The following is a 21,462-nucleotide window of genomic DNA, read 5'->3' as shown; positions in this document are numbered from 1 at the left end:
GTGCTGCTCATGGAGTCAGCCCTGATCCCCCCGCCGAACCGCACGTGCAGCTTTCACCGCATGCGGCTCTCCACTGTGACGAACCATCACTTTGCCGTAGATCGGGCAGGCGGCCTCTGTGAGTATCCCAGTGGCATTGCTCGCACAGGACCACCGTCCTGCGGGCGCGTGCCACCTTCATTCTCACGACAAAACCGCGGTGCGAAACATCGGCCATCCCCCGGATATGGTGCACCTGACACGGAACATCGGATCGACCGCAAGCCTCGCATTGCTTGGCATTCTGACGATCAACCCAGTCCGTACGTGAGTGGGTGAACACCTGCGTCCAAGGCTGGATATCAATCCTGGACGAGGTGGCCGGATCACGTTTCAGATGAGCCAGTTTCCAGACTTTGACCGATCGGGGCTGGCCATCGACGTCGTAGCCGATGGTGAATTCCTGCCCCGTCCTCATGCGGGCCAAGACCGCTCGCACATTGGTTTTGTGCTTGCTGGCCAAGGTCTTGAACAAGCTCCACCGCTGGAGAAACTCAAGCCTGTTCAGCTTGAAGCTCACATCCTTGGCGAGAGCATAGTAGTTCGCAAAACCCCGCAATTCGGCGTTGTAAGCTAGGACGATCTCAACGTCGCTGCAGCTGAGCAGCAGGCTACGATGACGCGGCTTCAACACCGACAGATCACCATAACCTTTTGCAGAAGCGAACGCGTGGACCTTCTCCCAAGGGACATGCAGCTGCATCACTTCCGACGGCGGCCTACGAAGGAAGCTGACGGAACCTTGTCGGCTCCGGACAACCCGTTGGCGTGTCGTATATGTGCGGACCTCATATCCAAGGAAGGCGGCTCCATCGCTCGCCTTGCGGATACCGCTTTTCTCCTCGGACACCGTGAGCGCCAGCGCCTCGGTCAGGAATGCCCTGACTTCGGCGAACACGCTTCGTGCATCCTCCTTGCTACCGATAACCCCAATCATGAAGTCGTCCGCGTAGCGACAGTAACGAAGTCGGCGATAACCGGGGTCCATCGCGTCTCTCGACGGGATGGACCGCTTTTGCGGCAGTAAGGTTTGGATTTTGGCCAAGGAGGCCGCAACCTTCACCTCGTCGACATTGTCTTTGGCCCGCAGCATGGTGACGCGCTTCCGTTGTTTCTGGATGCGCCCAGCCAGTCGCCCATATTCCGGGTTCGTGGCACGGACCTTCCCCCTCTCGAAAGCCGCGATCCGTTCCGCCATGAACATATCGAGTTCATGGAGGTAGATGTTGGCCAAGATTGGAGAGACGATACCGCCCTGCGGAGTGCCGCTGTAGGTCCGGGTGTGAACCCGGTCTTCCATAACACCCGCCTTAAGCATGCTGCCGATCAAGCCGATGAATTTCTCGTCATCGATCCTTTTCCGCAACAGCCGCAGGAGGATGTCGTGGTCGATGTTCTCGAAGAACCCCGCGACATCCACATCTACGAGCCATTTCACCCCCGTCCATACGGCTTTGACGTGTTCAAGCGCCGTATGACACGACCGGCCCGGCCGGAATCCATGGGAGGCGTTCGAGAACACCGGTTCATAGATCCGTTCGAGCAGTTGCCGCGCCACTTCCTGAACGAGGCGGTCGTCGCGCGTGGGAATGCCCAGCGGACGCCGTTTGCCCTTGCCTTTCGGGATAAACACCCGACGCACTGGTTTGGGATCATAGGTCCCTGCCGTCACGCTGGCGATAATCGGGTCGAGGTCTTCCGGTCCGAAGTCCGCGAAGGTCTCGCCGTCAATACCCGGCGTCATCGCACCCTTGTTGGATCCGATCTTCTGGAGCCCCTCCTCCCAAAGGAGGCGAGACCCCATCAGACGATAGAGTCCATTCACCCTTTTGCCCGACGCAACGAGCGCCGGAATGGCCTCCAACCGGCCTTTCACAGTTTCTGGCAGCATCAGCACACCCCATGATCGGTGGTTGAAGAATCACAGCTGCCGCCCTTCCCCCGGTCTTCCCCGCTTTCGGCCCGATCGCTCGAGACCTTATACAGTTGCACCGCCGCCTCCGAAGAGGTCGATGTCCCGGGCATTACCCCGGGCATTTGAGTAATATGGCGGCTCCGTACCCATGCAGGCCGGCAGAAGCCGCCTGTTTAGGGCATCCCGTAGTTACGCTGAATGGAGATGCGGCGCGGTTAGGTGTCCCGTTCGTCCACTAAACCCCTCGACGAGAGGCGCACCGGATGGGCTGAGAAACAGGCGGCCAAGACATGAGACCGCTGTCATCATCCGGACCTGGCGTGACAGTCGCTTTCGCCAGTATCGCTATATAGATTGCTGCAGACTGGGATTTAAGCAGTGTAGCCTTCACCATACGCACCTTGCCCTGACCGTCATCGCCTCCATTTGCGACTAAGACGCATCTGGCCTTTTCCGAACATGCTATTGTTCCCCGTCCCTTTCGGGATTTCAGACCTTGTGAGGCCCGAGGTTAGTCCGGCGAGCAGAGGCATTCTCAACTTACCTCATCATCACTGATACTCCATTTCAGCGCCGCAACGGCGCACTATCCTTGTACCCGAACTGGTGGCCATCGCGCGAGCGTGGATTCCAGCGCACCAGGCACACTACCGCGAAAACGTTGCCGGCAATGCCGTCCACGATTTCCTGGGCTGCGGCGTAATAGGTCCGATTTCCCGGACAGGAGGACGCGAGCACCCTGAGGCCGCGTTTCGTGCCGTCCTCGAGCGTGTTTTCGTAGGTAAGCTGCGCGTCGAGATAGGATTTGGCGGTCTTGTGGCCGCCCATCGACGTAAAGGGCATGAAGAGCCATCCCATGATGAGTCCTTTCTTGAGGAAGGAAACCGGCCGCTGGCCGTTTCCGGTTTGAGGATCGTCGGGCCGCGAGCGCTGGTCAGCAGGCGAACGCCCGCGTATCAAAGTCGCAGTATTTTCATGTCGTGCGGATGTGACCTTCCGCACCCGTCATTGTCGGAGAAGTCATGCTCGCCGCGTCGGCCATTGAGATAATCGGCGGCACGCCTTTGATCGCACTGGATCGCATCTACACGGGTCCTGGTCGCATCATCGCCAAGGCCGAGTTCCTGCTGCCCGGGGGAAGTGTGAAGGACCGTGCCGCCAAGGCGATCCTGCTTGCCGCAAGAGAGGATGGCCGGCTGAAGCCGGGAATGCCGGTCGTGGAAATGACGAGCGGAAACATGGGCGCCGGACTGGCGGTGGCATGCGCCGCGCTCGGCCATCCCCTCGTCGTCACGATGTCGGCAGGCAACAGTCCGGCGCGAGCGAAGATGCTCGAAGGACTCGGCGCCGAAGTGGTGCTCATCGCCCAGGTGGATGGAAGCCCGGGCCAGGTGACGGGTTCCGATGTCAATGCTGCCGCACAGGCGGCTTGCGCGATCGCCCGGGCGCGTGACGGTTTCTACGTCGATCAGTTCAACGCTGCAGAGGGGATCGCAGCGCACGAGACCACGACAGGCCCGGAGATCCTGGCGCAGTTCGGTGGCCCGGTCGACGGATGGGTTGCAGCGGTCGGCACGGGCTGCACCTTCGTGGGCGTTGCAAAGGCGTTGAAGCGCGCCAATCCCGGTACGGTCTGCGCCGCTGTCGAACCGCTGAACGCGCGGCCGCTGGCCGGAGAACCGGTGCTCGACGCCCGGCATAAACTCCAGGGCATCGGTTATGGCACGGTTCCGCCGCACTGGGATCCGTCGCTGATGGATATGAGTGTCGGCATCAGCGATGATGAAGCTGAAGAGTGGCGGCGTACTCTGGCCCATCGCGAGGGCCTGTACGTCGGCTATTCTGCCGCTGCGAACGTCTGCGCCGCGGCAAAGCTGCTGGCATCGGGGCGGTTGACGGCTGATGCCGTCGTGGCAACGGTGCTTTGTGATACCGGCCTGAAATACTGAACCTCGGCGTGGGGGTGGCCCCGATGGACGTGCATCCGGTCGGCTGCCGGCTGCGCCTTGCTCGCCGCGCCGAAGCTTTTGAGATACGCGAAAGCCTGTTCAGCCTTGGCGGCAGCGTGGATGATCGCGGTCTTGTCGCCGCGGAGGATACCGAGCCAATGCGCCACATAGCTCGCATGACTGTCATGGAGGACGTTGGGCAGACCAAGGTCAGCACAGCAGAGCCCCGCCCCGATCTCGGCGACATATCCTGACAGTCCAGCGAAAAATGGCGGTTGGAAGGTGAAAACCATCGGTGCCTCCAGCACTGCCCAAAAACCCCATGGCTCCCCCGAGGCGGGGGTGGGCGGCGAGAACGACCGGAGAGGCCCGCGCAAGCGGCGGGCCGCACCCGGAGGGGCGAAATGAAATGGAGCAGCTCGGCGAAGCCGGGCTTGCGGCGCGCCGTGGCGGGCCTAGCAGGGAGCGCCGACCAGACCCGCATCGAGGGAGGCCCGAAAAATCAGCGCCGCCGCGCCAGCGGCGTCCGCTGGTGAGCGGGCGAAGCCCGCGCATCGCCATGCGCGACGAAGCGGCCGAGCCCGCGAGGGATCGGCCGCTCAGCGTTGGTTGCTGCTGGATCATGGCTGCCGGGTGTGCATCCAGTCGGCCGCCGCCTGCGCCTTGCTCGCCGCGGTGAAGATCGCCCGGGGCTCGTCCTTGAGCAGTTGCAGCCAGGAGGCGATGTAGGCCGCGTGATCGGGTCGCGGTTCGTGCGCGATCCCGAGATCGGCGAGCAGGAACGATGCGGTCAGCTCGGCGGTCGCTTCCTCCATGGCGAGCGCGTGCTTGGTCCACTTGGTGCTGAAATCCCGGTCGAGCCGATGGGCTGCGCCACTGGCATGAGCTGCCTCGTGAATATGGGTGGCGTAGAAGCCGTGGGCGTCGTGGAAGGCGCTGAAATCCGGCATGTGGATGCGGTCTTCGGCGATGTGATAATAGGCGCTGGCCGAGCCGTAGACGGTATCGATGCCGAGCGCGGCGATGAAGGCTTCGGCGGCGGCGAGGCGTTCGCTCTCGGGCAGGACCGGCCCCGGTTCGGGCGCATAGCCATCGATCTGATCGGCGTTGAACAGGCTGAACGCCTTGGCGAAAAGCCGTCGGTGGTCGCCATCATCGTCGCTGGCTTCGTCACCCTTCGCGCGAAACTCCTTCCAGAGGACGCCGAGGCTGGCGTGCTCGCCCTTGCGGACCTGCGCGCCGAGCGCCTGCCACTGGCGATAGGTGCCCCAGACCCCGCTCGCATAGCCGCTGCCATAGGCGGCCGCCCAGAGCGAGACCGTATTTATGCCGCGATACGGCTTGCCGCTGGCGACGTTGGTCGGGCGGGTGACGTCGGCGCCGGAATGATGCCACGGCATGCGCCAGGTGCCGGTGCCGGCTTCGATGGCGTCGACGATCGCTTGCGTGACGCGAGCGTAGACGTCTGAGCGTGGTGAGGCTGACATGATCTGTTCTCCGTTCTCGCGCCGGGGACCATCCCCGGCGGCGGAGGCCCGTTCGCGCCGGGCACAGGGGGGCTCGCGCACCCGTCAGGGCCGCAGCGAAGCGAAGGACGGCGAAGCCGTTGCGCGGGCGCGCCGACCGGCGCAGGACTCCGCCAACAGCCGGGGTGGTCTACGGCGCGGGAGGATCGATCCCGGCAATCACCGCGGTCAGGCGATCGAGCTCGCGCTGGAGAGCTTGACGCTGGAGATCGGAGATGCGCCGTTCGCGTAGATGCGCCCTGGCATCGGCCGCCGCGCGTTCCCAGGCCGGCCTGTGCCGGGCGGTGATGCAGGCGTTGGGACAGCGGGTCGGCTCGCACAGGGCGGTGAGTGGCTGCGCGGGATCGGGGGTTGTCACGCGCTTGAGGCAGAGCGCGGTTGCAGGATCGAAGAAGCAATCCGCGAGCGGACCGACATGGAAGGTGCGCGCGACGCTGGCGAGCATGACGCGCAGGCGGGCGCGATCGGCGATCATGGCGGGCAATGGCCCGAGTTGAACGGCGGCATCGTCGAGCGTCCGCCCGATACGCGGTCCCGCCGGCCCGCCAAGCGATGCGCCGCTCTGACGCCGGTCGAAATAGTCCAGCAGGTCATCAGTCTGACCGAGCCGGCGCTGCGCCTCGACCTCGGCGCGAAACCCCGATGCGCTGGTCCCGGCATAGCCTTCGAACGCGGCGACCGAGGCGTGCTTGTACTGGATCATGCCGGCGATGGTGCCGAACGGACGGTTGGCGATGTGCCACGCGATCGTGCGCCGGAACTGCCGCGTCGTGATGCGCCACGGCTTGCCATCGGGACCGGGCGGGATGACCGGCATATCGGGGCTGCCGAAGGCGGTGTTGAGGTGATCGCGGAAGGTGTTGAGCTGACGGACCACCTCGCTCGACAGATGCGTTTTGGAGACGGCGCTCGCGCGCAGCACCGGCCAGAGCGTATCGCTGCCGCTGGCGCGCGCCGGTCCTGCCGACAGGCGTTCGAGCACCGTGATCGCATCGGCGACCGGCTCGATCGTCACCCAGCTCGCCGCCTCGCCCACGGCCGCCCGGCGCTTGTAGATGGTCGATCGGATGCGATGCCGCTCGATCAGGCCGTCCTCACTGCGCGCGATAGAGAGACACCCGCGCCGCATCGCCTGCACCTCGCAGTCGCGCATGCCGGTCAGGTAGGCGCACACGATATAGGCGGCGGCCTGGAGCATCCGTTCCTCGTGTGCGAGAGTCTTCGCGTCGAAGCGCTCGCGCCATGGCCGACCGCTCTCGGGATCGATCGAGATCGGCGTGTCCATGCCGCCGACCTCTACCCCCAGCTCGGCCGCCACTGCGTCGATCAACCTCGCTTCACCGCCGGTCAGCAGGAGATGCGCGCCTGGCTCGGCCTGCACGTCGATCCCGGCATGGAGATGCAGGAGATGGGCGTTGATCGGTGGGGTCACGGCGCCGGTGTTGGGGTCGACGCGCAGCTTGCCGTTATGAGCGGTGCCCCAGATCGGTGCGCCGCGCCCCTCGCTGCGTCGGCGACCGAAATAGGCCTTCAGGCGGGTGCGGCGACGTTGCCGGCGATCAGCGTCCGGGAGGCCGGAGTCGGCGGCGACGAGACGATCCCGGCGCGCTTCGAGCCGATCAAGCTCGCGACGGGCTGCGAGAATGTCGTCAGCGAAGACGGTGACGTAGCGCAACGACCATGCGAGCAGCGCGGCGATGACCTCTTCCGGGAACCGCGGCGTGCGGTTCTCCCGGACATGCCGGTAGCCCGCGACGCGGGCGGGCGCCTGTCCGGCCCAGGGCTCGAATGCAAGGCCTCCGCCAGCGAGGTGGTCACGATAGTGATAGAGATCGGGGACCACTTCGAGGAGGTGGCCGACGATGACGGGTCGCCGGGCCGGATCGGCACGAAGGTGCCGGGCATAGGCATCGACCAATGCCTGATCGATACGGGAAACGTCGAGCCGTCCGAGCCGCTCACGGGCGAAGGCGAAGAACCGGCGGGCACGGTTGAATGCCTGGCGAATGCTCGCCGGCGGCAGCTTCGGGCGGTAGCCGGGAAGATCGACGTTGAGACGGGCGTAGAGATAGGCGCGCATCGCCGCCTGCACATCGGCATGTTCGAGCACGTCGAAATGCACGGTGACGTGGCAGCGCCGGGCGTTCTCGCGGAATACGGCGAGACCGAGATCCCAGCTCGGGTCGCCGACGCGAGACAGCTCCTCGCGGGCGTGGCCCTCCTTGAGCGGCGCGCTCGCCAGCACGGGGCGATCGTCGAAGGCAGGCTCTTGGGCATGGGCGGGTATGGTCATGCGCGTGCCTCCGGCGGCAGATAAAGCCGCTCGCTCTCCATCTGCCGGCGCGCATCGGCGATGACGGCATCGGAGAAGGCCGGCACGACCTGGGCGGTGATGCGGGCATGGACGCGGCCGAACTTGGCCGCCCAGTCGGTCGCGGGCAGGCTCAGCCGCTGCTCTTCGACGAAGACGAGGAAAGCCAGGATCGCGGGGAGCTTGCGCGCGGTGATGACGGCGTTAGGGCAATCAAGGCAGCCCCAGAAGGGCTGCGCACAGGGCGAACCGGCCTCGGCGAAGGGACTGTTATGGAAGCCCGCGCAGGCGGCGAGCCAGACATCCTGTTCGCCGTCGAGCAACGGACCCACGGTAGCCAGCGGCATCAGCGGCTCGGCCTGATCGGGCGCTTTGCGCAACGCCTGCTCGGCGGTGGGCGGAAGCACGGTCGGCATCGCGGCGGCGACCGCTGCGCGGAAGGCGTCGGCGACGGCCGTCTCGTGCAGGGGCCGGAGCGACGGCAGATCAGCATAGTGGCGCGCCGCTACCTCGCGCGAGTGGCCGACCGCGAAGCGGGCCATATGCCCCTCGGTCTTGGTGTACCATAGCGCCTTGTGGGTCTTGCGGAGCCGGGAGAGCAGCAGGTGGAGCGGCTTGCCGTCGTCATCGACAATATCGTTCTGCGCCACCCAGGCATCGATCCGTTCCGTCGGGTGGCGGATACCTGCCCGCAGGCCGCCAGCGTTGTGATAAACCCAAATACGATCGTCGTTTAGATGCGTGCGGGCAGTCGCCGTGGCCTCGATCAGGCGACGAATAAGACCGCCAGGCGTGCCACCACCGCCGTCGCGGACGCGCATGCTCTTGTGCTCGGCGCCGCGAGCGCGGCGCTTGAGATAGCGCAGCTCCACCGTGCCGGCATGGGGGTTGGTGAGACAATCCACGGTCAGCGTCTTCAGGCACTCGGGCTCGAGGCCGGTATCGAGCGTGAGCAACACGAGCAGCGCCGGCAGATCGCGCGCAAGCAGGTGATGGCGGCCATGCAGGTCGTCGATGAGCGTGCTGATCGGCAATGCGCGCCGCATGCGCATGAAATAGAGGCTCTTCAGCGCGGGCTGGTCTGCGACGATAAAGCCCTGCCGCGCGATGATCGCTTCGACATCGGCGCGCGCGCTGGCGATGACCGGGTCGCCCTCATCGGTCCGGTCGTCGGCGCCGAGACGGCGGAACATCGCTTCGACATCGGTCCTCGCGGCGTCGCGCAACGCGCGGGCGACGAAGGGGCTATAAGCATCGCGCGGGGTCGAGCGGCCCGCCGATGTGGCCAGCGTGTAGCGCAGCCGCTCATGCAGGTCGGACGCGATCCGATCGGGCCGGTCTGCCTCGATCGCGCGCAATGTGTTGATGATCTTGCCGACCGTTATGTGCCGGTGGATCGCGCCCATCCCGCGCTGTCCGAGCGCGGAGGCGAACCCATCGATATGGACTGCGCGCAGGTCGCTGACGCCAGCCACGTTCAGCGCGTCATCGCCAAGCCAGGCGAAGAACAGGCGGTAGGCATTTACATACTGCTTGATGACGCTGGCCGCACCGATGGGGCCGCCGAGCGCCGCTGACCGACGTAGCGCGCCCGCGAAGGCGATGGCGAGTGGGCGAGGAACGAGCCCAATCATATCGATCAGGACCGTTCCGCCATGCCGTGCCTCGATCGTGAACTTGAGGCCGAGCACAGCATCGGGCTGCACGGACTCCGGCGTGATCGGCGCGAAAGCGACAGGCCGGCCCTTGCGGGGATGCCCGCTCATGCGCCCTGCGGTCCCGGCAGCAGCGCGAGCAGCTCCTCGACGGCCGCGTCCACTGTATCGGCGCGCGTCGCGATATGATCGAGGTAGATATAGGTGGTGGTGAGGCTCGCGTGGCCGAGCAGACGTTGCACCTGTTGCAGCGGGTCGCCCAGGATCAGCCGGTAGCTCTCCACCGGCCCCGCCGGCAATGCCGCTTCGCGCAGCCGCTGCTGGATCAGCAAGGCGAGCATATGGACTGCGAAGGTGTGACGAAGCTGGTGGGGACTGATCGACAGCGGGAAACCGTTCTCCTCGCACCGCTTGCAGGCACGGGTGAAGATCACCTCCCACGAGTTGGGGCGAACAGGCTGCCCTACCTCGGTCAGCCATAGCGCCGCCGGCTCGTGGGGCGGTCCATCCTCGTCGCACAGGATCAGGCGGCATCGTTCCTCTGGGGTGCAGACATCGCGCATGCGGTCGAGACCGGCGCGGGTGACAGGGATCGGTCGTTCGAGCTTGGCCGCGCCGTCGCGCGCGGCGAACTTGGTCACGCCTGCGGCGCGTTCGACGGCGACATAGGCGGCGATCTGACGCAGCAGCCGACGCGGGACCAGCACACTGCGTCCCCGGTCGCCCTTGGTGAGCGGCGGCGGCAGGCGCAGCCAAAGCTGCTGAGCCTGATCGTGGTCGTGATCGATGGCCGCAAGCTCATCGGCGAGCAGGCCCGACGCCTCTTCAAGACGCAGGCCAGTGGTGACGAGAAGGTCGGCGAACAGCGCGTTGCGCAGCCCGTTGCGATCGCGAGCGCCGGGGCGCTCGGTGCCGTCCGGGGCGAGGCCGCGCAGGCCGACCTCGCGGAAAATGTGGTAGTCGTCCATCGTGACGAACCGCACATCCGACCGCCTGGCGACACGTTCATAGGCGTCGTTGCGCGCCGCGATCATGCCACGACGGCCACCTTGCGCCGGTCGCCACACGGCGCGGCGGCTGAACGGCGCGTCGGCGATCAGCCCTTGCTGCTCGCCCCAGCGGTAGAGGCGATCGAGGCTGGCGACAGCCCGGTTCCAGCTTGCCGCCGTGATCCGGTGATCGGCCTCGTCGCGGCGTCGCTCACGATGATAGGCATCGACATCGTCGCGGGTCGCAGCCCACACGGTCTTGCCGCAGGCATCGAGAAAGCGAAGCCAGACCGCAACATCATAGGCGTAGGCGCGAAGCGAGTGCCGCGAGCGGACCCCCGACAGCGGCAGGTCGAGAAAGAAGCGATCCAGATCGGGATCATAGAGCGCATCGTCCCGCAGGATCAGCGGCACATGCGCATCAAGGCCCTTGGCCTCGCGGCGCTCGCAAACAGTAATGATCGACACCGGCGCGAAACCCTCCCCCCGGACCCCCCACCCGGAAGCTGACCTTCACACCGGTGCGCCTGATGGCCCGGCAGCAATCAGGCTGGCCTCCGCCAGCTCTTGGGTCAGCGCTACGGCCAGCCTGATTACTGCCTACCGTGGGCGTCCATCGCCGACCTTACTGCAATGTTGCGGGCGGCGCAGACTGTCCAGATAAGGCGACCAGTTCTTCGAACGCATAGGCCTTGTCGCCGAAGCGCTTGCCGAAGGTCCGTGCGAGTCGGCTGGAATGGCCCGACCAGTGAACCGTCTCGTGGCAACGCGTGGACGCATAGTGATCCATGCTGCGGAAGGCCGTTCGGTTCGGCAGCTGGATATGATCGAAGGTCGGTGTGAAGTAGGCTTGGTTTCCGCCATGGCGAACGTCGGCAGGGATTCCCGTGAAGAAGGCGTCGATCGCCGCCTGCCGCTCGGACGGGATCAGAGGCTGCTCCGGTTCGTCAGAGGGGTAGAAATAGGCTGGAAGACCGTCGATCTGATCGGCGTTGAACACGATGTAATGGCGCAGGAACCGGATGCTCCGCTCCACTTGCTTGCCGGTTTCGGGGTGCTCCTCACGCTTCTTGAACGAGGAATAATAAACCGAAAGCGCGCCGGTTTGACCCTTGCGGACGTGCCCGCCTAGCGTTTCCGCCTGGCGCCAGGTCATCCAGTAACGCGAACGATAACCCTGGGCATCGCCGAGCGCCCAGAGATAAAGCGTATTGATGCCCTGATACGGCGTGCCGCAATGACGCAGCGGGCGTCCGCCCGCCCCGTTCAGCCGCCAGGGCCTCGACCAGGGCGGAACACCCTCCTCGAGCTTGCGGATGATGAGGTCGGTGATTTCGGCGGCGACATCGCGGCTCGTGCGTTTCGCAAGGGACATGGCGCTTCTCCGTGCGGAAGGGGAAAAGGCCGCCGGCACGGGACCACGCGCCGGCGGCAAGGCATCCAGGAGAAAGCGGCGTCAGGCCGCGAGAGCGTCCTGATCGGGCGATTCCGCTTCGATTTCGCAGGCACCGGACACTGTCTCGTCGACGCCAGCCACGCCAACCTCTTCGGCATCCTCGGGCTCGACGATCGCCTGCTCTTCAGGATCGCCTTCGGCGGGTTCGAGATCGTCCGCCTCGGTCTTGTCGAGGAAGCGCATGGCGTCGGGCACCCAGGCAAGCGCCGCGTCCCGGACCTCGGGCTCGACGATCGCTTCGCCCGCGAAGAGCTTCGCGCACGATTCCGAGATCTCCGACTTCTTCATCGTCGCGTGGCGCGCGGTCAGCGCCGCGCCGCCGACATCGGCGAGCAGCGTCAGGATCGAGCCCTTGCTGATGCGGTCGAAGAAGTTCTCGGATGTCGGCCGCCACCAGCTTGCGACATCGACATCCATGATCGTCGCCAACCGGTTGTGGAGCGGACACTGCTCGGCGCGGTAGCTCGCCTTCGCTTCGAGCGACATCGCCACGATGTAGGCGAGCCAGGCCGCCTTGCTGTCGTCGTCGAGCGCCCGGAACGCCTCGAACCGGTCGACCTCGGACTTGTGCTCCAGCCAACTCGCATCGAGCCCGTCATGGGCTTCGGCGAGATAGCCCCGCGCGCGGGTCGTCGGCTGGTCGCCACTCACCGGATCCTGCGGCGAGCGAGCGCGAATGGTCGAGCCATAGGCGCTGAACGTGCTGGCGCGATCGTCAATCATGACGAAGAGCGCATAGTCGAGCGCCAGGGCCGGATGGCTGAGCAGGGTCGCTGCGAGCACGTCGCGCCGCTGCATCGCCAGCTCATCGTAGAGCCGGGCGCTGAGCGGCTTGCCGCCCGGGGCGATCGCTTCGGGCGGCGGAGCAGGCGGCGTGTAGCTGCCGCCCGGGCCGGTCGAACCGCCACCGCCGGCACCATCGCCGTGGTCGTCCTCGCCGTTTTCATCAGCGCCGCCGATGCTGACCGGTTCCTCGCTATAATATTCGGTGTCGAGGACCATCTCGCCTCTGGGCGTCAGCTTGAGAAACGCGCCGACGAGCGGCTTGATCTCGTCAGGCAGCACCGGCGGGATGTTGTGGAGCGCGTGTTCTTCCTCGGACAGGGCATCATATTCCTGGTCGAGCGCCTTGTAGGCATCCTCATCGATGGTCTCGTCATCCATCTCCTCGGCGATGGCTTCCTGCCGCTGTGCAATCGCATCGAGGCGGGCCAGCTGCGCCTCGGTGAAATCAGGCTGCGGCAGGATCACCCGGTAGAGGCCGGTCGCCGCGCTATGCGTGTAGTTCGACGCAATCGGCCGGATCCAGGCGAGACCGAGTTCCTCGCCGATCCGCTTGGCTTCCGCTTCCATGATGTCCGCGGCGAGCCGCTGCGCGATCTCGGGGTTCACCCACTTGTCGCCGCTGTCGCTGAAAAGGTCGCGGTCGATCTTGCCGCCAGCCTCGGCATAGCGGTCCTCGCCGACCAGGATCGCGACCGGATCGGTCGACTTCATCGTTTCGTTGGCGATGACGCGGCGGATAGTGTCGGCATTGGCATAGCTGGTGCCGTAGCTGTTCCAGACGAGAAGCTGCTTCTCCTGGTTTTCGGTCGAGGCATAGGCCTTGGCGACGTCCAGCGTGATGGTGCCTTCGCTCAGCGCCTCGAAGATGGGCTCGGCCAGGGTCGCGAGCCGCAGGCGGCCCTCGACGAACCGACGGGTGAGGCCGAAGCGCTTGGCGACACCGTCGATATCATTATTGAGACCGATGAAATACTGGAACGCGCGGCATTCCTCGGCAGGCGTCATCTTGAGCTGATGGAAGTTGGCCGCGGTCGAGGTCTCGGACAGGGTCGCCTCGTCGCCGACGAGAACCTTGACGGGAACATCGTAGGTTTCAGGGTCGATGGTGCCGCGCTCGGCGAGCATGAGCAGACCGCGCAGGCGGCGACCGCCATCGAAGACCTCGAAAGTGCCGCGCGGCTTTTTCACAGGCGTGACGAGCAGGTTCTGGAGTACGCCGCGAGCTTCGAGATCGGCGGCCATCTGCGGTATTTCCAGCAGGTCGTCGGGCCGCCTGCGGACATTGATGGGAGAAAGCGTAAGCTTCGAGAGCTTAACGGTCGTGGTCATCGGAGGAACTCCTTCTGGCATCCGGATCAGCCCGGACACCAGCATCACTCCCCCTTCCCTCTCGAACCCCGGGGCGCCCCGTGGGCGTGGCTTTTTTCCGCCGGACAACCTACATTGTCTTCTCTTCCGGCCTCGAAAGAATATGATCTGCGGTGACCTCCACGACGCTCCGTTTGAACATGCCGCAATGGCAGGGTGGCGATGAACCCGCCTATAGCTTTGGTTCCGAATTGTTGCGCTGGCTTGCCCCGCCGCATGACGGCCCCGAGGAAACCGTGGCGGTTCCGGAACCGGACGGAAGCTCCCCGCCGGTTAGCCGTGGCATCAAGTGGTGCGCCGCCCTCTTGTCTCAAGCAAGAGCGGCGCGCGAAGCCATCGAGCGGCATGCGCCCGATCGGATCGTGACGCTTGGCGGCGACTGCCTGGTCGATCTTGCGCCGATGGCGTATCTAAGCCGCAGATATGGTGAAAAGCTGGGCGTTCTCTGGCTCGATGCCCATCCCGACGTGATGAGCGCTGCCGAGTTTTCGCACGCCCATGCCCATGTGCTTGCCCTGCTGCTTGGCCGGGGCGACGAGGCTTTCACGGCAGAAGTGCCCCGCAAGCTGGACGCCCGGCGTGTGATGATCGCCGGCATGCAGGGATGGAACGCGGATGAAGACCTGATCCTGAAGGAACTGGGCATCCGGCATATCCCGCCAGCCGTCCTTGCTGACAGCAGCCGGCCGATCCTCGACTGGATCGAGACCGAGGGAATCACGCATCTTGCGGTACATTTCGACCTCGATGTCCTCGATCCGGCTCATTTTTCTCCGCTGCTGTTCAACAGGCCGGGCATGCCGGAGGGGGCCTTCGATGGAATAGAGCAAGGCCGTATGCAGCTGGACCAGGTGGTGCGCCTGTTGAAAGAGATCGGCGCGGCAGTGGATATGGTTGGCCTTGCCATCGCCGAACATCTGCCATGGGACATGCTGCGCCTGAGAAACAGCCTTGCCGAGTTACCCATCATGAAATCATGAAACTCACTGTGGGCTGAAACCGCCCCGAGTTTCGGAATACCAATGGCGCACCACTCGCGAAGCTATCCTCGCCGCTTTGGACACGCCCTCCCCCCGATCTCGAGGTAAACGTCGTCACCGCTACGCGATGCTTCACAATCTGAATGTGACGGACTTCTCCTGTGAGAGCGGCGCTGACCGCCGATGAGACGTCATTAGAGGGTGTCAATGACCAACGAAACCCGCAGTGCCGACTGTTTCGGTGACATCTCGTGCTTGATGCAGAATGCACACCAGCTGCGCTTCGTCATTCAGGATCGGAACGGACACCGTCTGCCAATAGCGCTCGAGAAACCGGCCATCGGAACCCCGCAGGTCATAGCGCTGTGCTTTCATGGCATGCTGGCGCCGTCCCTGTGCCGCGATGCGGATGGAATCAAACAAGCCTGCGACGCCGGTTGCATCCTCAAGATCCGGATTATCCGGAAAGACGTCAAAGAGCCTTTCTCCGGCCACTCTGCTGCGCTCGGTATAGGTGATGGCAGTATGCGCATCGTTGACGTCGAGGATTCGCATACCAGCCCTCGGATCGATGATCATCGTAGGCTGGGTAGAGGTCTCCGTCAGGCGTTGAAAAAGGCTCCGATCACATGATGATAGCGCGCCAAATTCAATAGGATATCTCTGCACGCCAAGTGCGGCGGCGTTGAGCAATGCAAGCTCGCGTTGAATTGAACGGATCTGCTGCAGCAGATAGCTGCGCTCGGTGTCGGCAACGTCTGCGCCCAGGCAGGCCCTGAATTTCTTCAAGTTTTCGTGCAGGATGAAGCGTTGCACATTACCCCCTAAGGTTTCAATTGTGCCTCGGATCTATGAACTTCTCCGGTCCCGAGAAGTTTCCCCGACTCGCTGGCATCTGCAACGCAATAAATACACTGAATGACCTCTGAGCACAGGAACGTCTCCGAGCCATAGTGGGTAAAGGATGACCACATGATTCGCCCAGCGAATGTCTGTCTGGGCCTTGTGAATGGCGGCGGCGGGCGCATTGTCCCGCCACTCCCCGGCCGATCGCAAGATAGGGAAATCAAGTTCTGCAATCTCGATCCGGCGCACTTCATGGCCTGCCGCCTCGCCGCCCGCCGCATAGGCATCCGCAAGCGCATGAACGTACCGGGTCCCGTTTGGGTCGGGATGCCCATCGATAATCGTGATGCGGGTCATGACATCTCCTGAATCCGCCATCCACGCATCGTCGTGCAATTGGGATTATCCCGGAGTGTCGGTGGCGACAGGCACCGGCCAGCCGAGATGAAATCACTTGAGCTATGAGGGGGAGCGTTTCTTCCTCGCAAGAGTCGGGAAACTGGCGGAGGAACCCTGATTACAATACATGCGACTGTGCGGAACGCATGGCCAATAGCTCTGCGGCCATGTTGGGGGTGTTCTCCCATGGGGCACTACACAAACGGAGGATCGCGGTGACCCAGAGAATATCGCCGCTTTCGAGGGGGGAAGAGTTTTGAGCGATTTTCGTTTCCTGCATGCCGCCGACATTCATCTCGACAGCCCGCTCCATGGCCTGTCGAGATATGAAGGTCTGCCCGAGGACGACATAAGAGGAGCCACCCGCGCGGCTTTCGACAATCTGGTACAACGCGCCATCGACGAAGATGTCGATTTCGTCGTGATCGCTGGCGACCTCTTCGACGGTGAGTGGAAGGACATGAGCACCGGCCTCTATTTCGCCCGCGCCATGGGCCGCCTGGATCGGGCCGAAATCCCGGTGTTCCTTCTCGCCGGCAACCATGATGCCGCCTCCGTCATCACCCGCAGCATTCCCTGGCCGCCCAATGTCCGCCTGTTCAGCGCGCGCCGACCGGAAACCCATCTGCTTGCCGAGCTCCAGGTCGCGGTCCACGGACAGAGCTTCTCGACACCGGCTGTCACCGACAATCTCGTTCCGTCCTATCCCGCCGCTGCGGAGCATCACTTCAATATCGGGATGCTGCACACCGCGCTGGCAGGCCGGAAGGGCCACGCCGATTACGCGCCCTGCAGCCTGGATGATCTCAAAGCCAAGCAATACGACTACTGGGCGCTCGGCCATGTCCATCAACACGAGATCGTGTGCGAGGCGCCTCATGTCGTCTTCCCGGGCAACATCCAGGGTCGCACGATCCGCGAGACGGGCCCCAAGGGCGCGGTGATCGTCACCGTGGAGGATGGTCAGGTTTCCTCCATCGATCGATTGGATCTGGATGTGATCCGCTGGCTCGCGGTCGATATCGACTGTACCGACGTGCCGGCCGATAGCATTGCGGAACGCATGCGCTCGGCGCTTCTTGAAGCGTGGCAGCACGGCGGCGATGGATTGCCGCTCGTTACGCGGCTTGTGCTGACGGGCGAGACCGACAGCGCCGGCGCGCTCATCGACAGCGCCGCGGACCTGCGCGACGTCGCGCGCGCCGTGGCCGCTTCGATCTCGCCCAATCTCTTCATCGAGAAAGTGAAGCTGCTCGTGACGAAGCCCGCCGCCGCCGGTGAGGTGATTGTCGGCGACGATCTCGCTGCCTTGATCGATCGGGCCGCCACCGATCCTCAACTGCACGAACTGCTGGCCGCGGACCTTGCGCCCTTCCTGCTCGCGGCGCAGAGCCTGCTCCCCGATGCCGACGAAGCGGACCTTCGCCGCTATGCCGGCGACGGCAAGTGGGACGCGGTCATCGGAACCGCCGCCCAGGCGCTCCGCTCGCGTTTGACGAAGGGGGACTGAGCGATGCGGTTCGCCACCCTGTCACTCGAGCGTTATGGTCGTTTCGAGGATTGCGAGCTTTCCTTTCGCCAAGGCGAGCCCGATCTTCACGTGGTGTACGGCGCCAACGAAGCGGGAAAATCGACCTCGCTTGCGGCGGTCTCCGATCTGTTGTTCGGTTTCCCGGCACGGTCTCCCTACAACTTCGTCTACGACTACGCCCTGCTGCGCGTTGGGGCCGTGCTCGAGGACGAGGGGCACAGCTTCGCTTGTCGCCGCAAGAAGGGGACGGCCGGGACACTGATCGATGCCGAGGATCGTCTCCTCGACGAAGCTATGCTGCTCGCCATGCTGCGGGGGCAGACGCGCGAGACATTCGCACTCTCCTTCAGCCTCGACCAGGATGGCCTGCGAGCGGGCGGGCGGGCCATGGTCGAGGCCCGCAACGACCTGGGCCGAGCCCTCTTTGCCGCAGGCTCCGGGCTCACGGGTGTTGCGGACGAATTGGCTCGCCTCGAGAGCGAAGCCGATGCGATCTGGGGACAACGCGCCGCGGCGAGGCGGAGCTTCACGCAGGCCCAACGCGATTTCGAAGCGCAGACCCGAGCAGTCCGGGACCAGGCCCTCAAGCCGAAGGCTTGGCTCGATGCCAAAGGCGCGGTCGCGGACGCCCAGCAGATGCTCGAAGAGGTTCAGCGGCGGCGCGACGAAGTTCTTGCCGAGGTCAGCCGCCTCGAGCGCATCCGCCGGATTGCGCCTGCCGTCCGTCTTCGCAGCGACCATCTCGCGGCGCTTGCCGCCCACATGGATACGATTGATATCGGGCCGCAGCGCGAGCACGCCGCCGAAGCGGCAATGGCCGAGATGGAGGCCGCTTCGCGTGCAAGGGCCGCCGCGCAGAATCTGGTGAACGAAGCCCGGGCACAGATCGAGGCGCTTTCTCCTGATCCGTCGGTCCTCGCCCACGACGCCGAAATCGACGCGCTGATCGCTTCGTCGGGCGCGGTGACAAAGGGTCAACAGGACTTAGCGCGTCTGAGCGAGGAGCGATCCGCATCGGGAGGTCTTGTCGCCCGGCTCCGCGCCGAAGCCGGCGCGCTCGCCTCCGATCCCCCCACCCGGATCGTAAGTTCCAGACTGCGCGAAATCGCGCTCGGTCATGCCGAGGATCTCGCGGCGCTCCGGCAGATCGACGAGAGTGAGCAGGACCTGGCTGAAAGGCGTGTCGCGATCGAGCGGAAGATTGCGGATCGCCCCCAAACAGGAAATCTGACCGCGATCGTAACGGCGATCGACCTTGCCAGGACCCTCGGGGCCGATGCGGACGCGCGCTGCGAACTGGCGCAGCGCAAAGCCGACCGGGCCGCGGCCAGCCTGGACGTGGCGCTCGCTCGGCTCACGCCCTGGAGCGGGGACGCATCGGCCCTGGCCGCGCTTCCCAGACTGGCACGGCACGAAATCGAAGACGTGCGATCCGTCCTTGCCGAGGCCGAGACCGATCTGCAGCGGGCAACAGACGCCGCTTCGCGCGCCCGCGAAGAGGCCGAGGCGCTCTCGCTCGAAATGGAGCAGCTCTCGTCGGGCGCTGCGGTGGCTGACGAGGAGATCACCGCGGTTCGAAGCGAGCGCGACGCGTTCTGGCGACCGCTGCGCGCGCACATGCGGCAAGGCATGGCCCTCCCCTCCCCTGATGAAGCTGTCGATGCTTATGAGACGGCAGTCGCTCGAGCAGATGAACGCGGAGATGCCCGCTACGCCGCCGCCGACGAGTCGAGCCGTCTGACGGTCATGGGTCAACGCCGGACCAGGCTCCTTCTGGCCGCTGACCAGGCGGACACGCGCGCGCAGGCGGCAAGCGATCGTCGCGAAAGCGCGCTGACGGGCTGGGCACGAAAGTTGGCGGAGGCGGGCTTTCCGGCGTTGGAGCCCAATCGGTTCCTCGGTTGGGTGTCCGAGCGGGAAACGGCTGAAGCAGCACATCAGGAGGCAATCGATGCCCACGACGATGCCAGGGCGATCGTTGCGCGGCGCAATGAATTGCGTGCCAGCCTGGTCGCCGCCCTCGCAGACGAGTCGGTGCCCAAGGGAGAAGACCTCCTGCCGCTGCTCGCCTTCGCCACACGGATTCGGCAAGCCGGCGAGGCGGCCGCCGAGCAGCACAGACTCGACGAGGCCGCACTCGTACAAATCGGGCAGGATGCGGAAGGTCTGCAGCGCCGCCGCACGCGTGTCGATGAGAGTATGGCGACGCGGATGGAGGCCTGGCGCGCGCTGCTGGTCGAAGCGGACATCGATCTCGACATAGCCAGCGCTCCGGCAACTCTCGACGTCCTGGACGAGCTCAGAGCCGCGATTGCCGCGCAGCGAGACCTGCAGACACGCATCGACGGCATAGCGAGAGACGCGCGTGAACATGACGAAAGCGTTGCGGCCCTAACCGAAAGGCTGGGGATTGCCGCCTCGGGCGGCGGAGTGACGCTACTCGAAGGGATGCGGGCCCGGCTCTCGGCGGCGCGCTCGACCGCAAGCGTCCTGGAGGCACTCGAGGAAAGCATTGCCGGCCGAAGCGCTGAGATGGCGGCCGAAGACGCACGGCATGCTGCGGCCTGGGCTTCGCTGACCGCGCTTCTGGAGGAGACGGGCGCTACCGACCTGCAGGGCCTGGGTGCGGCCATCGAGCGTTCGCGAGCAGCGCGCGCCCTGCGCCACGCGGTCAGCGAAGCGGAAGCCGCGATCGTCGCGGCGGGCGACGGCAAGGGACTGGATGAGCTTGTCGCGTCCCTGGAAGACGTCGATGCTGACGGTCTGGCTGTCCGAATCCAGTCGCTCTCGGGGCAGCTGACCCAGCTCAACGATGAGGTTGCCACTGCCGCAAGCGCCCACGGCGATGCCAGGAGAGTCTTTGCCGGTCTGGAGGCGCAAAGCGGCTCGTCCGCCGACGCGGCCTCGGATGCCGAGCAGGCCCGGGCCGAGCTCGCTGTTCTTGCCGAAGATTTTATCCTGAAGCGAACCGAGGCCGTCACGCTACGCTGGGCGATTGAACAATATCGCGAGCGCCATCAGGATCCCATGCTGCTGCGCGCAAGCGAGATCTTCCGCCGGCTGACGATCGGGCGGTATGCGGCGCTGCGGATCGACAGCGACGGACCCAATTCACGGCTCCTGGGGTTGCGCGACGATGGCAGGACCGTGGTGGACGTCGGGGCGATGAGCGAGGGAACCACGGACCAGCTCTTTCTCGCGCTTCGCCTCGCAGCTGTCGAGCAATCCATCGCGGCCGGTGTTCGCCTGCCCTTCCTCGCGGACGACTTGTTCGTCAATTTCGACGATGAGCGTTCCGAGGCCGGTTTCAGGGTGCTGGCGGAACTCGCGCGATCGACGCAGGTGCTGTTCTTCACCCATCACCCCCATCTGGCGGCGATCGCCCGATCTGTCGTCGGCGAAGACCTTCACTCGGAATGCTCCCTGGCCTGAGACAGCCGAGCGACCTTCAGATCAAGCCGCCCTGGACTGGCTGTTCGAATCCGGAACGCGCTGCTCCGACACTCTTTCGGCGCTTTGTGTACGCAACCTGCAGCGGCACCTGTCCTCGTCCCATTCGATGCGCGCCAGCGAATATCGGTGCCGCTGGCAATTGCCCGACGGCTTCGATCTAAGGCCGCATGACGTGGCGGAGGCTGCGGAAATGCGGCAGCGGGTCAAGGACGCCTTGAAGGACGGCAAATAGCGGAGCGCGGCCTCCAGCGCCTTCGCC

14 protein-coding genes and 2 pseudogenes are annotated in these 21,462 nt (G+C 64.9%); 5 read left to right on the top strand and 11 right to left on the bottom strand.

Annotated features, from left to right (window positions below; all coding sequences use genetic code 11):
• Positions 1-7: 7 nt before the first annotated feature.
• Both K426_RS01325 and K426_RS01320 read right to left on the bottom strand, forming a co-directional pair.
• Positions 8-1,930, bottom strand: coding sequence for a reverse transcriptase domain-containing protein (locus K426_RS01325; RefSeq protein ID WP_020819409.1), 1,923 nt, complete (start codon positions 1,928-1,930; stop codon positions 8-10).
• A gap of 612 nt (positions 1,931-2,542) precedes the next feature.
• A pseudogene (locus K426_RS01320) lies at positions 2,543-2,812 on the bottom strand (DUF6927 domain-containing protein); the annotation flags it as partial.
• 164 nt (positions 2,813-2,976) lie between these two features.
• Between K426_RS01320 and K426_RS01315 the strand changes: the two are divergent.
• Positions 2,977-3,903: a PLP-dependent cysteine synthase family protein gene (locus K426_RS01315; protein WP_020819407.1), complete on the top strand. Its 927-nt coding sequence runs from the start codon at positions 2,977-2,979 to the stop codon at positions 3,901-3,903.
• Here the strand turns inward: K426_RS01315 and K426_RS32985 are convergent.
• Complete coding sequence (locus K426_RS32985) at positions 3,792-4,196, bottom strand: zincin-like metallopeptidase domain-containing protein (RefSeq protein WP_443018203.1); 405 nt, start codon at positions 4,194-4,196, stop codon at positions 3,792-3,794. The genes K426_RS01315 and K426_RS32985 overlap by 112 nt on opposite strands.
• Before the next feature lie 111 nt (positions 4,197-4,307).
• Here K426_RS32985 and K426_RS32815 point away from each other — a divergent pair, with 111 nt between their 5' ends.
• On the top strand, positions 4,308-4,439 hold the full coding sequence (locus K426_RS32815; RefSeq protein WP_257721804.1) for a hypothetical protein: 132 nt from the start codon (positions 4,308-4,310) through the stop codon (positions 4,437-4,439).
• An 84-nt stretch (positions 4,440-4,523) separates the two neighbouring features.
• Here the strand turns inward: K426_RS32815 and K426_RS01305 are convergent, their stop codons facing one another.
• The 6 genes and pseudogenes from K426_RS01305 to K426_RS01280 form a co-directional block, all read right to left on the bottom strand.
• Entirely contained in the window at positions 4,524-5,390 is an 867-nt protein-coding gene (locus K426_RS01305; RefSeq protein WP_066553259.1) for an ArdC family protein, read from the bottom strand.
• A 169-nt stretch (positions 5,391-5,559) separates the two neighbouring features.
• The gene (locus K426_RS01300; protein ID WP_066553256.1) at positions 5,560-7,722 is read right to left on the bottom strand and encodes an integrase; all 2,163 of its coding nucleotides are present in this window, start codon (positions 7,720-7,722) and stop codon (positions 5,560-5,562) included.
• Entirely contained in the window at positions 7,719-9,506 is a 1,788-nt protein-coding gene (locus K426_RS01295; RefSeq protein ID WP_066553254.1) for a hypothetical protein, read from the bottom strand. The genes K426_RS01300 and K426_RS01295 overlap by 4 nt, the downstream gene beginning before the upstream one ends.
• The gene (locus K426_RS01290) at positions 9,503-10,852 is read right to left on the bottom strand and encodes a tyrosine-type recombinase/integrase (protein ID WP_066553252.1); all 1,350 of its coding nucleotides are present in this window, start codon (positions 10,850-10,852) and stop codon (positions 9,503-9,505) included. Before K426_RS01290 ends, K426_RS01295 begins: the two co-directional genes overlap by 4 nt.
• Positions 10,853-11,039: 187 nt before the next feature.
• Positions 11,040-11,759 (bottom strand): annotated as a pseudogene (locus tag K426_RS01285) (ArdC family protein); the annotation flags it as partial.
• Between the two features lie 81 nt (positions 11,760-11,840).
• Positions 11,841-13,955 (bottom strand): ParB/RepB/Spo0J family partition protein, encoded by a 2,115-nt coding sequence (locus tag K426_RS01280; protein WP_020819396.1) that lies wholly within the window; start codon positions 13,953-13,955, stop codon positions 11,841-11,843.
• 152 nt (positions 13,956-14,107) lie between these two features.
• On the opposite strand from K426_RS01280, the gene K426_RS01275 reads away from it, so the two are divergent.
• On the top strand, positions 14,108-14,974 hold the full coding sequence (locus K426_RS01275) for an arginase family protein (protein WP_021222983.1): 867 nt from the start codon (positions 14,108-14,110) through the stop codon (positions 14,972-14,974).
• Positions 14,975-15,178: 204 nt separating this feature from the next.
• On the opposite strand, the gene K426_RS01270 is transcribed toward K426_RS01275, so the two are convergent.
• On the bottom strand, positions 15,179-15,790 hold the full coding sequence (locus K426_RS01270; RefSeq protein ID WP_020819394.1) for a PAS domain-containing protein: 612 nt from the start codon (positions 15,788-15,790) through the stop codon (positions 15,179-15,181).
• A gap of 33 nt (positions 15,791-15,823) precedes the next feature.
• Positions 15,824-16,177, bottom strand: a complete 354-nt coding sequence (locus K426_RS30000; RefSeq protein ID WP_079640273.1) for an NAD(P)H-dependent oxidoreductase — start codon at positions 16,175-16,177, stop codon at positions 15,824-15,826.
• 298 nt (positions 16,178-16,475) lie between these two features.
• Between K426_RS30000 and K426_RS01260 the strand changes: the two genes are divergently transcribed.
• Together K426_RS01260 and K426_RS01255 are read left to right on the top strand one after the other, a co-directional pair.
• Positions 16,476-17,729, top strand: coding sequence for a metallophosphoesterase family protein (locus tag K426_RS01260; protein ID WP_020819392.1), 1,254 nt, complete (start codon positions 16,476-16,478; stop codon positions 17,727-17,729).
• Between the two features lie 3 nt (positions 17,730-17,732).
• Positions 17,733-21,182: an ATP-binding protein gene (locus K426_RS01255; protein ID WP_020819391.1), complete on the top strand. Its 3,450-nt coding sequence runs from the start codon at positions 17,733-17,735 to the stop codon at positions 21,180-21,182.
• Positions 21,183-21,462: the final 280 nt, after the last annotated feature.

The organism is Sphingobium sp. TKS, assembly GCF_001563265.1.
Taxonomy (GTDB): Bacteria; Pseudomonadota; Alphaproteobacteria; order Sphingomonadales; family Sphingomonadaceae; genus Sphingobium.
Note: the sequence above shows the minus strand (reverse complement) of the source record. Positions and strands in the feature narration are given on the sequence as shown.

Excerpts from the sequence above, each read along its gene's own strand:
- K426_RS01300 (WP_066553256.1), bottom strand. The coding sequence starts at position 7,722 with ATGACCATACCCGCCCATGCCCAAGAGCCTGCCTTCGACGATCGCCCC.
- K426_RS01325 (WP_020819409.1), bottom strand. The coding sequence starts at position 1,930 with ATGCTGCCAGAAACTGTGAAAGGCCGGTTGGAGGCCATTCCGGCGCTC.
- K426_RS01255 (WP_020819391.1), top strand. The coding sequence starts at position 17,733 with ATGCGGTTCGCCACCCTGTCACTCGAGCGTTATGGTCGTTTCGAGGAT.
- K426_RS32985 (WP_443018203.1), bottom strand. The coding sequence starts at position 4,196 with ATGGTTTTCACCTTCCAACCGCCATTTTTCGCTGGACTGTCAGGATAT.
- K426_RS01305 (WP_066553259.1), bottom strand. The coding sequence starts at position 5,390 with ATGTCAGCCTCACCACGCTCAGACGTCTACGCTCGCGTCACGCAAGCG.
- K426_RS01295 (WP_066553254.1), bottom strand. The coding sequence starts at position 9,506 with ATGAGCGGGCATCCCCGCAAGGGCCGGCCTGTCGCTTTCGCGCCGATC.
- K426_RS30000 (WP_079640273.1), bottom strand. The coding sequence starts at position 16,177 with ATGACCCGCATCACGATTATCGATGGGCATCCCGACCCAAACGGGACC.
- K426_RS01315 (WP_020819407.1), top strand. The coding sequence starts at position 2,977 with ATGCTCGCCGCGTCGGCCATTGAGATAATCGGCGGCACGCCTTTGATC.
- K426_RS32815 (WP_257721804.1), top strand. The coding sequence starts at position 4,308 with ATGAAATGGAGCAGCTCGGCGAAGCCGGGCTTGCGGCGCGCCGTGGCG.
- K426_RS01280 (WP_020819396.1), bottom strand. The coding sequence starts at position 13,955 with ATGACCACGACCGTTAAGCTCTCGAAGCTTACGCTTTCTCCCATCAAT.